The organism is Corynebacterium sp. AOP40-4SA-5 (assembly GCF_052377355.1).
Lineage (GTDB): Bacteria > Actinomycetota > Actinomycetes > Mycobacteriales > Mycobacteriaceae > Corynebacterium.
In genome coordinates, this window is the sequence record NZ_JBQSWS010000005.1 from 171,624 (window position 1) to 185,915 (window position 14,292).

Consider the following 14,292-nt stretch of genomic DNA (forward strand, 5'->3'; position numbering starts at 1 on the left):
CTTCACTTCGTGGGGTGGTGGTACAGTCTGCGCGTCACCGGACAGGTGACACCGAACTACAAGGAATCAAGAGGTGCAGGATGGCTGACGGTGCTGACGGCAAGGTCGACGACAGGGTCGAGGCGACGATGGGCCGGCTGCTCGCCCGCGTGGCGGAGTTGCTGAACATCGAGGTGTCCCAGATCGACACCGACGAGGAGCTCATGGACCAGGGGCTGGACTCGGTGCGTCTGGTGGAGATCGTGACCTTCCTGCGCAGGGAGGGGTTCGAGGCCGACTTCGCCGACCTCGCCGAGGACAGCTCGGTGGACGCCTGGCGCGAGCTGCTCACCGACCAGGTCTAGAGCAGCGCTAGACCAGCTCTAGCGCCGGTCGGCGAGCCCGCGCAGTGCCGTGCGGTCCAGCTTGCCGTTGGGGCTGACCGGCAGGGCGTCGAGCACGGTGATCCGGGTGGGCACCATGTACTCGGGCACGTGCTGCGCCAGCTGCGCCGACAGGTCAGCGCCTGCCTCGGCATCCGAACCGTCGAGCACGACGAAGGCCAGCAGGGTGTCCGCCCCGGCCCGGTTCACGGCCACGGCACCGGCCTGGCGCACCCCGTCGAGCTCACGCAGACGCGACTCGACCTCGCCGAGCTCCACACGGTTGCCGCGGATCTTCACCTGGTCGCCGATGCGCCCCAGGAACTGCAGCATGCGGCTGCCGTCGACCTCGGTCCAGGAGACCACGTCGCCGGTGCGGTACATCCGCCCGCCGTCGACCTGCGGCTCCAGCGACTCCACGAAGACCTGCGAGCTCAGCTCGGCGCGTCCGAAGTAGCCGCCACCGACCTGCGGCCCGGAGATGCACAGCTCTCCGGGACGCGACCAGCTGTTTTCTCCGTTCCCGTTGGCCCCACCGTTCCCGGACGGGTCGACCTCGACACCGTCCTCGTCGATGACGTAGACGCCCACGTTGTCCTCGGGCAGGCCCAGCAGGCTGGCACGGTCGTCGAAGTCCGCGGCGGCCACGAGCTCGTCGGTGTACTCCACCCACGTCACGTCCATCGCCGCCTCGGTGGGACCGTAGAGCCCGTGCACGCGGCAGCCGATGCCGTCGCGGGCGCGCCGCACCACGTCGGCCGGTACCGCCTCGCCGCCGAGCAGCAGGTGACGGATGTTCGACAGCGACGACAGGGGGGTGCCGAAGTCGTCGAGGACGTCGAGCAGCACCCGCATCAGCGACGGCACCATCGACAGCACGGTGACCTCGTGCACGGAGATCATCTGCACCATCGTGTCCACGTCACCGGGCCACCACTCGGGACCGGGCACGGCCACGGTGCCGCCGGTGGCCAGCGGGCCGAGCAGCTCGGCCACGCCGACGTCGAAGCCGACGGGCGCCTTCTGCAGCATCCGGATCGGGGTCCCGGCGCCGTAGCCGGCACCTGCGCCCATGACCCGCCCCATCCACTGGAAGTGCGCGGCCACGCCGATGTGCGTGTTCAACGCGCCCTTGGGTGTGCCGGTCGTTCCGGAGGTGTAGATCAGGTAGCAGTGGTCGGTGGGGGTCACCGGACGCGACTGCTCGGAGGGGTCGAAGGACGCGCCGGACGCAGCGGCGTCCGCGGCATCAGTGGCGTCGCTGAGGAACCGTCGTCCCAGAGCGGAGTCGTCGGTGACGGTCCCGCCCGGCAGCGCCACGTCCTGCGTGCCGTCCTGCCGGGGCAGCGACGCCCCGCCGAGGGCGAAGGCGGCGGCGGGGGCGCAGTCCTCGAGGATGAAGGCGACGCGTTCGTGCGGGTAGGACGCGTCGACGGGGACGTAGACCGCGCCGGCGCGGATCACGCCGGCGGCGACGACGGGCAGCCACCCGCAGCGGTGGGCGAGCACCACGACCCGGTCGCCGGTGCCGATGCCGTTGGCGCGCAGGTGGCGGGCCACGGCGCTGGACCTGCGGTCCAGCTCGGCGTAGGTCAGCGTCCCGCCGTCGCCGATCACGGCGGTGGCGTCGCCACCGGTGGTGAGCGTGTCGTGCAGCAGCGCGTCCAGGGTGGACGGTTCGATGGGGGCGGCGGGGCCGAAGCGCAGGTCGCCGTCACGGCCGGTGTACGGGCGCACGGTGTCGGGTGCGGTCACAGAGTGGTCCTTTCGGGACGGGAGGGGGCGTGTCGCAGGGACTCCGGGTCCGGGGCGCAGCCGGCGCCGAGGCCGGCCAGGACACGGTCGGAGAGTTCGCCGAGGCAGCTCAGGTTGGCCAGGCCGGGGCCCTGGTGCCAGCCGGAGACCGTGGGCAGGAACAGGGTGGGGTCCATACCGGTCAGGGAGAGGTCGGCGCCGATGCGGTCCATCACGCCGGACGGGGTGACCGCCCCGCCGCAGGCACCGATGAGCCGGGCGACGACCTGGTCGTTCATCATGCGGGTGAACCACAACGGCGAGTTGCCGCGGGCGTCGACGACGAGGTCGACGAGCTCGGTACGGTCACCGATCTGCACCTCGGCCATCCCGTTGCCGCCGCCCCCGCCGCCCCCGCCGCCCCCGCCGTCCCTGCCGTACACGCCGGTGACGCGCCCGCGGACGTGGTTGACCCGGTCCTCGGCCATGAGCTTCTCCTGCACCTGGGCGGAGAACACGCCGCGGTCGCACCGGTTGATCACGTCGGCGCGGTCGGACTCGTCCAGGCTCGACCACAGGCGCGGGTCGGTGTAGAGCTCGTTCTCGAAGGAGCCCTCGGCGCGGGTGAAGATCGTGGGCGTGGGGGAGATGACGGCGATGTCGACCACGTCGTGGCCGATGAGTTCCTCCACGACGCTGGCCGCGGTCTCCCCGCCGCCGATCACCGCCACCCGGGAGGCCGGGGGCAGCTGGGCCGACGACACCGCCTGCCAGAACCCTGCCACGGAGTACACCGTGGGCAGCGGGGCGATGCGTCGGTCGGAACGTCCCGGGCCGGTGAGCATCAGGGCGTCGGCCTCCAGTCGTGAGGTCGTGCCGTCGATCCGGTCGACCGACAGTGACCAGCCCGAGCTGCCCGAGCCGTCCCGCAGGCCCAGGCGGGTGACCTGGCCGTTGACCAGCGTCATGTGGGATCGTGCGGCGACCCAGCGCAGGTAGTCGGCCCACAGGTAGTGCCGGGGGTTGGGGTGGCCGTGGTCGACCCACCAGGCGTAACGGTCGGTGGCGACCAGGAAACTCGTCCAGCTGACGTCGAGCAGTGCGCGGTCGACCGCGCGGTTCGCCTCCTGTCCTGTGCCATTTCCTGGACCCTGCCCTGCGATGCGGGTGCGGTAGGGGAATCCGACGTCCTTGGTGGGGGACGTGCCAAGCTGGTGGCGTCCGTCCGTCCATCCGCCGCCGGCGCGCCAGTTGCCACCCACCCCCTGGTGGTCGACGACGGTGATCGTCGGTGCCGGCAGGCCGAGGCTTCGCAGGGCGTGAGCCTTGGCCTGGACGGCGACCGCCTTGGGCCCGGCGCCGAGGATGACGAGTGAAGGGTTCGACACTGTGAGGGGTGCTCCTGTCGTTGGGCGACGATGGATGTCAGACTGTTCCTGTGGCACGCTACTCTGTCACGGCAGCCCTTATCAAAGGGTAGGAATCCCTAAGTATCATATCTGCGGCATGACCAGCAGGAGAAGGCAGGAACTGTGACCGAGAAGAACCTCACCGATGATCGAGACACAGGAACGGACCTCAGCGTGCTGCACCGGCTGCGCACCGACCTCCCCGACAGCGAGTACCTGGACTCCGCACCGCAGATCCCGGTCGAGTACCGCACCGGAGGCGCCGGATCGGGCACCGACGGCATCACCCTGCGCGTGGCGGACCCGGACACGGACGCGCAGATGGTCTCTGAGTGGATGAACCGCCCCCACCTCGTGGAGACCTGGGACCAGGCCTGGCCGGCGCAGCAGTGGGCGGCGGACTGGACAGCGAAGCTCTCCACCACCTACGCCGTCCCCCTGATCCTGTCCTACGAGGGGCCGGACGGTCCGACGGACGTCGGCTACATGGAGATCTACCGGCCGCGCCGCGACGAGATCGGCATGGCCTACGCCTCCGAACCCCACGACCTGGGCTTCCACGTGGCCGTCGGCGAGGCGACGTTGACGGGCAAGGGCATCTTCGGCCCCTTCGTCGGGGCGTTCGCCGACCGGCTGCTGCAGTCCGACCCGGAGTGCCGGCTGGTGATGGCCGAGCCGGACGTCTCCAACCACCGGGTGCACCGGGTGATGAGCCGGGGCGGCGGGGTGGACGCCGGGCAGTGGCAGCAGCGTGCGGACCGTCGGGTGCGCCTGTTCTTCTGGCCGGGTGCCGGCGTGGACCCGCGGTCCCGCCTGCTCGGCGACCCTCAGGACGGCGACCTGGCGTAGGCACGCCCGCTGGTGGCTGGTCAGCCGGTGATCAGCCGGCCGGTCACGCCGCTACCGACCCGCCCGGAGCGTCCGCCCGTGGCCTTCGGGTCGGTGACCCCGGGCAGACGCACCAGCGTGGTGCCGCCGGGGTGGGTGGACTGCAGCCGTTTGACCACCTCGAAACCGTTGACCTCGGGCAGCCGGGACAGGTCCACGGTGCGGTCGGCGGTGAGCGACCCCCGGCCGAAGAGGTTGATCGAGGTCGCCGGAACGGGTGTCGCGGTTTCCGTGACCCCGGCCTCGATGAGCCGTGCCAGGGCGGACAGGCTGATCAGCGCCTGCTCCAGGTGCGGCCAGATGAGTTCGCCACCGGCACCGCCATGTTCGTCGACCACCGTCACCCGCGCCAGACGCTGGGTCCCCAGGATCACGTGCGGCACCCCGTCGACCGGACGCACCGGCCCGGACACCGACACCTTCGCCGCGCTGACCTCCACCGTCGCCGCCGGTACAGCGCCGGACGCTGCATCGGTCGTTGCGCCGCCGCGCAGCGCGTCGCGCACGTGCGTCAGCGTGGCCAGCACGGCCGGGCCGCCGGTGAGCAGTGATGCACCGTCCAGCCCGGGCGGCGCGGCGACCCCGTACTGGCGGTCAAGGCGTCCGACGGTACGACCCACGCCGGGCGTCAACGGCGAGGTCCGCCCGCGGGCACGCAGCGCCACCGGGGCGTCCGGCATCCCGGCGGACGCGCGGGCCAGCAGGACCGCGGCGAGCATGATCTCGTCGTGGCTCACCCCGAGTTGGGCGGGGAGCAGTTCGAGCAGGGCGTCGGCGTCGCTGACGTCGAAGGTCTTGTACGTCGACGGCCCGCCCCCGTCGAACGGTGCAGGCGGGTCCATCTGCGCCTGCGGACCCCAGTCGCCCGCCGGGGCGACCGCGTGACCTCCCAGCAGGGACCGGGCGTCGGCGACGAGGGTGGCCCAGGACTCCGCGTCCACGATCCCGCGGTACACGCACAGCAGCAGCCGCGCCGGCGAGAGCAGACTGACCCGCCACACCTGCCCGGACGCCGGGTCGAGGGACGCGGCGAGCGCGCCGGGGCCCGTGCGCTCCTCGGCGATCACGTCGCCCGGGGCGAAGGAGGCCTGTTCGGGTACGGTGCACGTCCCGTCCGGCGCCACGACCGCGCGCAGCGCCCCGTGGGTGTCCATCAGCCCGGCGACGAGGAAGCGCAGGTCGGCGTCCTCAATGCCTTCGGAACCCCCACCGCCCCCGTCGGTGTCGAGCGTCGTCCAGTAGACGGCGGAGGGCGGTACCGGCGGGACGCTGAAAGTCATGCCCCGCAGGTTACCGGTCGCCCCCGCTCACAGCCGGGGCCCGGGTGTGGGGTCCTCGCCGGTGAGCGCGGCACGGCCGAGGACGACGAGTTTGTCGCGGCGTCGTTCGTGCAGGGTGTGGGTGCGTAGGTCGCGCCAGTGCCGCGCCAGGTCCCCGCCGTCGCCCACACCGGGGCCGGTCACCCCGCGGGTGCCGGTGAGTTCGAAGAGGCGGGACGCCAGGTCGACGGTGAGCCGTCCGGTCGTCGTCTTCGCCGCGGCGACCGCGAGCGACGCGGCGGCGGACACATCGCCCGCGGCGCCCTGCGCCCAGGCGTCGTCGACGGCGCGTCCGGCCTTCTCCAGGACGGCTTCGGCGGCGAACTGGGCGGCGACGAGGTCGCCGGCCAGGTGGGCGGTCACGGGGTCGGGGCCGGACGCGCCAGCAGCGCCGTCGCGGCTGAGCGCGAGGGCGGCGTCCAGCGCGGCACCGGAGATGCCGACGTCGATGGCGGTGTGCAGCAGCTGGGCGAAGGCACCGTAGGCGGGCGGGCCCGATGCCGTGTCGAAGGCACGCACGGCCTCCGGCGGGACGGCGACATTGTCGAGGACCACGGTGCCCGAGGCGGTGAACTCCTGGCCGAGCGGTGAGTGCTCGCCCCAGTCGTCGAGGACGCGGATGCCGGCCGTGTCGGCGGGCAGGAAGACGACCAGGGACTGGTGGTCCTCGCCGGGACGTCGGGCGGTGACGGCGAGCACGTCGGCGTAGGCGGAGCCGGTGCAGAAGATCTTCTCCCCGGTGAGGCGTCCGTCCTGCAGGACGGTGGGTGCGCGTTCGGCCTGGGCGTTGGCGACCAGCGTACCGTCGAGCAGGAGGTCGGCCCAGCGGCGTTCGGCGTGCGGGTGGGTGCCGGTGAACAGCCAGCGGGTGAAGACGACGTGGCTCTGCGGGATCTGCCCGAGCGAGCCGTCGCCGGAGGCGAGGATGCGCAGGACCTCGGCGATCACCGAGGCCGGCAGCTCGGGCCCGCCCAGGCGGGCGGGCACCGTGGCGGCGAGCAGGCCGGACGCCCGCAGCCGCTCGACCGCGTCGGCAACGAGCGCCTGACGCGGCTGCTGCGGCTGACGCGTCCCGCTGCTACGCGGGGACATCTGCGGGGTGGGCGGCACGCAACGGCTGGATGATCTCGGTGCCGAAACGCTCGACCTCCTCCTGGAAGTGCAGGTAACCGGTGAGTACGAGGTCCACGCCGATGCGGCGCAGCCCGTCGATGCGTTCCTCGATCTGCTCGTGGGTGCCGATCAGGCCGGTGCGGAAACCGTCGTTGTACTGCACCAGGTCCTCCACGGTGGAGTTGGCCCACATGCCCTGGCCGTCGGCGGTGGACTGGCCGGCCTGCTTCACCGACTGGCGGAAGCCCTCCACGGCGGGACGGCTGGCGTTGTCGACGATGTGACGCAGCTTGTCGTGCGCCTGCTTCTCGGTGTCCTCCAGGATGACGAAGGCGTTGACGCCGATCTTCGTCTCGCGGCCGGCGGCCTCGGCGTGGTGGCGGACCTTGTCGATCTGGGCGGCGAGTTCGTCGACGGGGGCGCCGTTGATGAAGTACCAGTCGGCGTGGCGTCCGCCGTTGGCCTGCGCGGCGGTGGAGTTGCCGCCCTGGAACAGTTCGGGGGCGACCTGCGGCCGTGGGCTGATGGCGTAGTCGTGCAGGCGGTAGAAGTCGCCCTGGAAGTCCGCCGGGGACTCGGTGAAGATCGCACGCAGGACCTGCAGGAACTCCGCGGAGCGGCGGTAGCGTTCATCGTGCTCCAGCCAGGGTTCGCCGAACTTCTGGAACTCGTCCTTCAGCCAGCCGGAGACGACGTTGAGCGCGAAGCGTCCGCCGTGGATCTCGCTGGCGGTGGTGGCGAGGTTGGCCAGCACCGCGGGCTGCCAGAAGCCGGGGTGGACCGCGGCGATGACCTTGAGCCGTTCGGTGGCCTCGAGCAGTGCCAGGGAGAAACTGACGGACTCGTGCTGGGACTCCGCGCCGTAGGAGCCGAGGTAGCGGACCTGGGTGAGGGCGTAGTCGAAGCCGACCTGCTCGGCGGTGCGCGCGAGGGTGCGGTTGTAGTCGATGCCCCAGTCGGTGCGTTGCTCGACCTCGGAGACCACCAGGCCGCCGGAGACGTTCGGTGTCCAGTAGGCGAACTGGAGGTCCTGGGGTGCAGGAGTGGTGGCGGTGGACATGGGTGCGTCTCCTTATCTCGGGTTGCTCAGAGTTCGCCGACGACGGTGACCTGGGAGCCGTGGAACACCAGCGGTACCTCGGAGGGGGCCTCCTCGCTGACGCGGTCGATCTGCAGCACGGCGGTGACGTGGTCGCCGGTGTCGTACTCGTTGACGATGTGGCCGGTGAGGTGGACGACGGCGTCGTCGACGAGCACGGCGTCGCGGTCGGTGCTCCAGCCGACGCTGTCGAAACGCTTCTCGACGGGGCCGGCGAGCTGGCGGACATGGGCCTGGTGGGCGCGGGTGAGCACGGAGATGCCGAGGTGCTCGGCGTTGCGCAGCAGCGGCCAGGTCCGGGAGCTCTTCTGCACGCTGACCGCCACGAGTGCGGGGTCCAGCGAGAGCCCCACGTAGGAGCCGACGATCAGGCCGACGGGGTGGCCGTCTACGACGGCGGCGACGGTGGTGATGGGTGTGGGGATCGACGCCCACGCACTGCGCAGCGCGGTGGGGTCGGCCGCTGCGGTGTGGGTGGCGGTGTGGGTGCTGAGCGAGGACGTCACGGTGGTTCTCCTGACGGGGGATGGTGTGTGGGGGATGGTCTCAACGTGCGACGACCCCGAGTAGACCATGTGGTCTGTTCTCGGGGCCATGATTCGCCAAAGGGGTGAATGGAAGGTCTGTGGCGTGACGACCCCGCGCCGCGTGCCGGATTCGCCGTGCTCGTGGCACGGGAAGGCCGAAACCGGCACGGCGCGCGGGGTTCGTCTCTGCAGGGGTTCCCGCCGAGGTCCGCAGCGCGGCCGGTCTGGACTATCCGCCGTGGTTCACACCGCGCACCCCGGCGCTCCAGGCGTAGGGCAGCGTGGTGCCGTCGCCGGTCAGGGCGTAGCGTCCGAGGGCCTGCTGCTTGTACACCGCCGGGTTGTGCACGGCCAGGGTGCGCGCGTTGCGCCAGTGCCTGTCGAGGTTCAACGTGTCGGACGCCAGGGACGCCCCGCCGGTCTCGAAGATCTCGGTCACCGCGTCCAGCACCAGCGGGATCAACGACACCTGCGCCCGGGCGGCGGCGCGTTCGGCGGCGTCGATCTGCGCGTCGGGGCCGTTGAAGGCCACCGCCACCGCCTCGGCGACGGCCAGGGTGGTGGCGCGGGCGGTGAACGCCGCGGCGTCCACCCGGCCCAGCACCGCCTGCACCAGCGGATCCTCACGCGGGACGTCGGCCGGTGCGTGGGTGTAGGTGCGGTCGCGGGCCAGGACGCGGTCGCGGGCGTCGTCGGCGGCGCGCCGGGCGATGCCCGCCAGCGCGGCGAGGTGGAACAGCTGCAGGTAGGACGTGTCGGGCGTCCTGCCACCGGTGCCGTAGCCGCGCGGCGCGACGTCGTCGGGGTCCACGGTGACGTTGTCGAAGATGGTGGTGCCCGAGCCGGTCAGGCGTTGACCGAAGCCGTCCCAGTCGTCGATCTGGTGCACCCCGGCGGCGGTGACGGGCACCGTGGCGGTGAACCGCTCACCGTCCAGGTCGGCGGCGACCACGATCCGGTCGGCGAACAGGCTGCCGGTGCTGTAGTACTTCGTGCCGTTGAGCAGGTAGTCGCCGGTGCCGTCCTGCCTGGTCAGCCTGGTCTGGTAACGCTCGGCGGCACCGACGCCGCGCTCGGAGATCGCGTTGCCGAACAGGACACCGTCCACCACGTCGCTGAGGTTCTTCTCGGCGGCGGAGGCGGCAGACGCATCAGGGCCGCCCAGCGCGGCGAGGAACCCCTCCACGGAAAAGAAGTGCACCCGCAGCGCCTGGGTGAGGTTGGGGTCGGCGGCGGCGAGGTCGATGAGCAGGGAGAACGTCTGGGGCAGTGAGGCGCCGAAGCCGCCGCGGTCGACGGGCACACGCAGCGTCCCGAAGCCGGAGTCGCGCAGCAGACGGATGCCCTCGGTGGGCAGTTCGCGCCGGGCGTCGCGGTCGGCGGCGCCCTCGGCGATGCGCTCGAAGGCCGGACGGAAGACCTCGGCGAGCTGCTCGTCGCTGGGTGCCGAACTGCTCGGGGAACTGCTCGGGGCGGTGGGGGAGACAGGGGAGATGGTCATGATCGGACTCCTTCGGTGCGGGGGAGGTGGCTGGTTCGTGCGGCGTGGGCGGGGTGGTTGTCGGGGACGCGGTCGCCGCGGCGGAAGAGGGTGTCGCGCAGGGTGGTCGGGGTGGTGGGGTGCTCGCGCGGGTAGCGTCCGCGGTCCTGCAGGACGGGAACCACGTGCTCGATGACGTCGCGGAAGGTGCCCGGGGTGACGGCGTAGGCGAGGTTGAAACCGTCCACCCCGGTGGCGGTGACCCAGTCCTCCAGCTCGTCGGCGACGCTCTCCCCGGATCCCACGACGACGGGACCGAGCCCGGCGATGCCGCCGAACTCCGCGAGGTCGCGCACCGTCCAGCCGCCGGTACCGCTCCCGGTACTGCTCCCGCTGGCCTGCTGGAATGCGGCGACCGCGGACTGGATCGCGTTCGAGGAGGCCGCCGGGCCCAGGTCGGTCAGTGGTGCGTCCAACCCCACCTCGGCGAAGTCCACGCCCATCCACCCGGACATCAGCACCAGGGACCCCTCCGGGTCCACGTAGTTGCGGTACTCGGTGGCTTTGGCCTGCGCCAGCTCGTCGGTCTCGTCGGTGATCACCGTGAGCAGCGCGTAGATGACCACGTCCTGCCGGGAGCGTCCGGCGGCCTGAAGCTTGGCGGTGAGGTTGTCGACCACCGCGGCGAGCGTCTCCTTCGTCGGCGCGGCGACGAACACGGCCTCGGCTTGGGTGGCGGCGAAGGTGCTGCCGCGGTCGGACGCCCCGGCCTGGAAGACCACCGGCGTGCGCTGCGGCGACGGCGCGGAGACGTGCACGCCCGGCACGGTGTAGTGCTCACCGTGGTGGTTGATCGGGTGCACCTTGGCAGGGTCGGTGTAGACACCGGTCAGCGGGTCGGCGCGCACCGCGTCGTCCTCCCAGGAACCCTCCCAGAGCGTGTAGAGCACCTCCAGGTACTCGTCGGCGTGGTCGTAGCGGGCGTCGTGCTCGAAGGTGTCGAGCTGGCCGTGCGACTGGGTGTTCTGCGCCGCCGAGGGCAGGTAGCCGGTCACCACGTTCCAGCCCAGGCGTCCGTTGGTGAGGTGGTCGAGGGTGCTGGCCCGACGGGCGAAGGGCACGGGGTGCTCGAAGGCGGTGCCGGTGGTCAGCCCGAAGCCGAGGTGCGTCGTCACCGTCGCCATCGCGGCGACGAGCGGCAGCGGGTCGGTGACGGGCACCTGCGCGCCGGCGCGCAGCGCCGCGTCCGGCGACGCCCCGTAGAGGTCGTACACGCCGAGCACGTCGGCGAGGAAGACGCCGTCGAACAGGCCGTCCTCCAGCGTGCGGGCCAGGTCGGTCCAGTAGCTCAGGTCGGTGTAGCGGTGCGACTCGTCGTCCGGGTGCCGCCACAGCCCCGGCGACTGGTGCACCACGCAGCTCATGTCGAAGGCGTTGAACCGGATGCGCCCGCCGCTCATGCCGCCACCTCGCGGAAGGACGCCACGAGCTCGCGCACGTCACCGGCGGTGCGCAGGCGCAGCGCCGGCGACGGGTCGGAGAAGAGGCTGAACAGGGCGCTCGCCGCCGCCGGGTCGCCGGGGGAGGAGGTGAAGAACTCCTGGGCGACCTCGGCGTACTCCGGGTCTCCGAGGAACAGCGAGGTCACCGCCACACCGGCCGCGGCGTGGTTGTCCCAGTGCGCCTCGAAGAGGTCGGTGAGCAGGGCCTCGTCCCAGGCCTCGTTTCTGTTGAGCGCCTCGCGCAGCCCGTCGCGCAGGGCGGCGACCTGGTAGGTGCCCAGCTGCGCGCCCTGCCCGGCGATGGGGTCCACGGCCACGGAGGTGTCGCCGAGGGTCGCCACCAGGTGGCCGCCGGACGTGTGGGCGGTGGGGCGACGCACCCGCGGGGTCACCGCGCCCTTCAGCCAGGAGTGCGGGTCGGAGTCCAGCGGACGCAGGGAGTCGAGGTCGTCGGCGACGTCCGGGAACACGCGGTGGTGCAGGTCCTGCAGGACGTCCAGGGCCGTGTCCGCGTCCACCGCCGAGCGGAACGCCTCCTCGGTGGCGGTGCCGGGGCGCGCCCAGGCGAGGATGACCCAGGTGTCTGGTTCCCCGTCCTTGTGCAGTTGCGGGCCCACGAACACCTCGCCCTCCTCGTGCAGCGAGAGCAGACCGCCGGGCACCGTGCTGCCGCGTCCGGCGAAGACGTGGTCGGCCGGCAGGCCCAGGGCGGCGACGGTGAGCAGGTAGCGCTGGGCGGAGTCGTAGGGGGTGCGGTCGGCGTCGGTGTCGAAGATATCGGCGAGCCCGGCCTTGCCCGTGGCCACGAACGTGAGGTCGTGGTCGGCGGCCACGGCGTCCAACGAGTCGGCGGTGACGTCCTCGACGATGAAGCGGCTGCGTTCGTTCGCCTCGGCGAGGAATTCGCCGAGCCGGTCGTCGGCGCGCAGGCGGGGGTCTACCGACTGCGCCTCGTAGGTGAACCCGGCGGTGAAGGACGCCTCGGGCGGCGCCCCGGCGATGCCGACGGAACTCGCGCTGAAGTGGGCGGCGGCATCGGTGGCGGGATCGCCGGCGGTACCGGCGTAGCGGTCGGTCGTGATGGTGCGGTCGGGGGTGCGCGAAGCGCCGAAGAGGATCGCGGTACCGGTGGCCGGCACCTCGTCGCGCAGCTCGGAGCGGGTGCGGTTGCTGTAGAGGTCCACCGCCCAGCCCTCGCGGTGGAAGGCCAGGGCGGCGTTGACGCCGGCGAGGCCCGCGCCGATGATCGCGATGGATGGGGTGCTGTTGGTGTCGTGTGTGCTTGTCATGCCCCGGAACCGTAGGGTGCCGCCCGCGGGGTCCGACACCCTTCGCCACGATGCGTGGCGAACCCTTGACCGGGGACGACGCGGCACGGTAGAAGGCAGGGCAGGTGCGTCTACACGTGCCCGGTGTCCTGCGCGCGGCGGGTGGGGAGTAGGTTTGCAGGGGTTCTGACGGGCGCTTATGGTTCGTCGGGTATCAGCGCGCAGTTCTTGAGCAGGAGGTTTTCGACGGTGGCGGACGACAGGCAGGGTGGTGACCGGACGCAGAGGCGCGGCAGGCTGCCCGGCGGGCCGGTGATCCCGGTGGTGCTGGCGTTCGTCGCCGTGGCCGTCGCCGCGGTGAACCTGCGTGCCGGCATCGCCTCGCTCGGCCCGGTGCTCTCCGACGTGCTCGACGCCTACGGCACCTCCAGCTCGTACGCCGGGCTGATCACCGCCCTGCCCGGGGTGCTCTTCGGCGTGATGGGCCTGTGCGCCGTCCCGTTGGCCCGACGCATGGGCCTGAGCCGCACCATCCTCGTCGGCATGGTCGTCTCCCTGGTCGGCCTGGTGGCACGCCCGTGGGTCGGCTCCATGGCCGTGTTCATCACCCTGACCGGCCTGGTCGTGGCGGGCATCGCGCTGGGCAACGTGCTGATCCCGGCGTGGGCGAAGAACTACGGCGGACGCCGCACGGTGGCGTTGATGACCGTCTACAGTGCCCTGCTCGGGGTGTCCGGCGCGGTGGGGCCGCTGTCGGCGCTGTGGTTCGACGGGGACGACGCCTGGCGTTGGGCGCTGTTCGTGTGGGCTTTCCTGTGCATGGCGCAGGTGCTGGTGTGGGTGGTCGTCGCCCTGCGCACCGGCTCGGACTTCCCCGGCGCGACGAAGAAGCAGGACGCACCGGACGCGGCGTCCGCGCCGTCCGACACGATCCCCTCGGCGCTGCCGCAGCCGACGGAGGAGGAGGTCGAGCGCCTGACGCGCACCTCGCTGTGGCGGTCGCCGACGGCGGTGTTCCTCACCCTGTTCTTCGGCGTACAGGCGATGAACGCCTACCTGCAGATGGGTTGGCTGCCGCAGATCTACGTGGACTCCGGGGTGTCGCGTGACGTGGGCAGTGTGGCGCTGGCGATGATCGGCGCCTTCAACATCCTCGGTGGCATCGTGATGCCCACCGTCATCGACCGGGCCCGTAGCCTCGCACCGTTCCCGCTGGTGTTCGCCCTGCTCTCCGCCGGCGGGTACCTGGGCGTGCTGCTCGCGCCGACGGCCGCGCCGCTGCTGTGGGCCGGGCTGCTGGGTCTGGGCGGGTTCTGCTTCCCGACGGCGATCGCGCTGATCACGGCGCGCAGCCGGTCCTCTCTGGTCACCGCCAGGCTGTCCGGGTTCGTGCAGCCGATGGGTTACTTCATCGCCGGCATCGGCCCGTTCGTGATCGGCCTGGTGCACGGGCACACCGGCGACTGGACGGGAATCCTCGTGGCCCTGGTGGTCATCGCCCTGCTGATGGGTGTGCTCGGCGTGCGCGCCGGCAAGAACACCCTCATCGACGACGAACTGCTCGCCACGCACTGGCGCGAGTACACGGGGC

Annotated in this window: 12 protein-coding genes; 3 read left to right on the forward strand and 9 right to left on the reverse strand. The window is 71.8% G+C overall.

Going from position 1 to position 14,292, the window contains the following annotated elements; all coding sequences use genetic code 11:
* Window positions 1-80: 80 nt before the first annotated feature.
* Entirely contained in the window at window positions 81-344 is a 264-nt protein-coding gene (locus ACT3S3_RS04865) for a phosphopantetheine-binding protein (RefSeq protein WP_441579917.1), read from the forward strand.
* Window positions 345-362: 18 nt separating this feature from the next.
* Here the strand turns inward: ACT3S3_RS04865 and ACT3S3_RS04870 are convergent, their stop codons facing one another.
* Both ACT3S3_RS04870 and ACT3S3_RS04875 read right to left on the reverse strand, forming a co-directional pair.
* On the reverse strand, window positions 363-2,117 hold the full coding sequence (locus ACT3S3_RS04870) for an amino acid adenylation domain-containing protein (protein ID WP_444626366.1): 1,755 nt from the start codon (window positions 2,115-2,117) through the stop codon (window positions 363-365).
* A complete protein-coding gene (locus ACT3S3_RS04875) occupies window positions 2,114-3,484 on the reverse strand; it encodes a SidA/IucD/PvdA family monooxygenase (RefSeq protein ID WP_444626368.1) in 1,371 nt (456 codons plus the stop codon). The genes ACT3S3_RS04870 and ACT3S3_RS04875 overlap by 4 nt, the downstream gene beginning before the upstream one ends.
* A 144-nt stretch (window positions 3,485-3,628) precedes the next feature.
* Here ACT3S3_RS04875 and ACT3S3_RS04880 point away from each other — a divergent pair, with 144 nt between their 5' ends.
* Window positions 3,629-4,354 (forward strand): GNAT family N-acetyltransferase, encoded by a 726-nt coding sequence (locus tag ACT3S3_RS04880; protein ID WP_444626370.1) that lies wholly within the window; start codon window positions 3,629-3,631, stop codon window positions 4,352-4,354.
* A gap of 20 nt (window positions 4,355-4,374) precedes the next feature.
* Here the strand turns inward: ACT3S3_RS04880 and ACT3S3_RS04885 are convergent, their stop codons facing one another.
* The 7 genes from ACT3S3_RS04885 to ACT3S3_RS04915 all read right to left on the reverse strand — a co-directional run bounded on the left by ACT3S3_RS04885 (window position 4,375) and on the right by ACT3S3_RS04915 (window position 12,722).
* Complete coding sequence (locus tag ACT3S3_RS04885; RefSeq protein ID WP_444614772.1) at window positions 4,375-5,673, reverse strand: hypothetical protein; 1,299 nt, start codon at window positions 5,671-5,673, stop codon at window positions 4,375-4,377.
* A gap of 27 nt (window positions 5,674-5,700) precedes the next feature.
* Window positions 5,701-6,822: an acyl-CoA dehydrogenase family protein gene (locus tag ACT3S3_RS04890; RefSeq protein ID WP_444614771.1), complete on the reverse strand. Its 1,122-nt coding sequence runs from the start codon at window positions 6,820-6,822 to the stop codon at window positions 5,701-5,703.
* A complete protein-coding gene (gene sfnG / locus ACT3S3_RS04895; RefSeq protein WP_444614770.1) occupies window positions 6,791-7,885 on the reverse strand; it encodes a dimethylsulfone monooxygenase SfnG in 1,095 nt (364 codons plus the stop codon). The genes ACT3S3_RS04890 and sfnG overlap by 32 nt, the downstream gene beginning before the upstream one ends.
* A gap of 26 nt (window positions 7,886-7,911) precedes the next feature.
* A complete protein-coding gene (locus ACT3S3_RS04900; protein ID WP_444614769.1) occupies window positions 7,912-8,430 on the reverse strand; it encodes a flavin reductase family protein in 519 nt (172 codons plus the stop codon).
* 250 nt (window positions 8,431-8,680) lie between these two features.
* Window positions 8,681-9,952, reverse strand: a complete 1,272-nt coding sequence (locus tag ACT3S3_RS04905) for an acyl-CoA dehydrogenase (RefSeq protein WP_444614768.1) — start codon at window positions 9,950-9,952, stop codon at window positions 8,681-8,683.
* The gene (locus tag ACT3S3_RS04910; RefSeq protein WP_444614767.1) at window positions 9,949-11,391 is read right to left on the reverse strand and encodes an LLM class flavin-dependent oxidoreductase; all 1,443 of its coding nucleotides are present in this window, start codon (window positions 11,389-11,391) and stop codon (window positions 9,949-9,951) included. The genes ACT3S3_RS04905 and ACT3S3_RS04910 overlap by 4 nt, the downstream gene beginning before the upstream one ends.
* Complete coding sequence (locus tag ACT3S3_RS04915; protein WP_441579929.1) at window positions 11,388-12,722, reverse strand: styrene monooxygenase/indole monooxygenase family protein; 1,335 nt, start codon at window positions 12,720-12,722, stop codon at window positions 11,388-11,390. The genes ACT3S3_RS04910 and ACT3S3_RS04915 overlap by 4 nt, the downstream gene beginning before the upstream one ends.
* A gap of 228 nt (window positions 12,723-12,950) precedes the next feature.
* On the opposite strand from ACT3S3_RS04915, the gene ACT3S3_RS04920 reads away from it, so the two are divergent.
* Window positions 12,951-14,292 (forward strand): MFS transporter (locus tag ACT3S3_RS04920; RefSeq protein ID WP_444626372.1); only part of this gene is annotated, 1,342 nt, incomplete at its 3' end.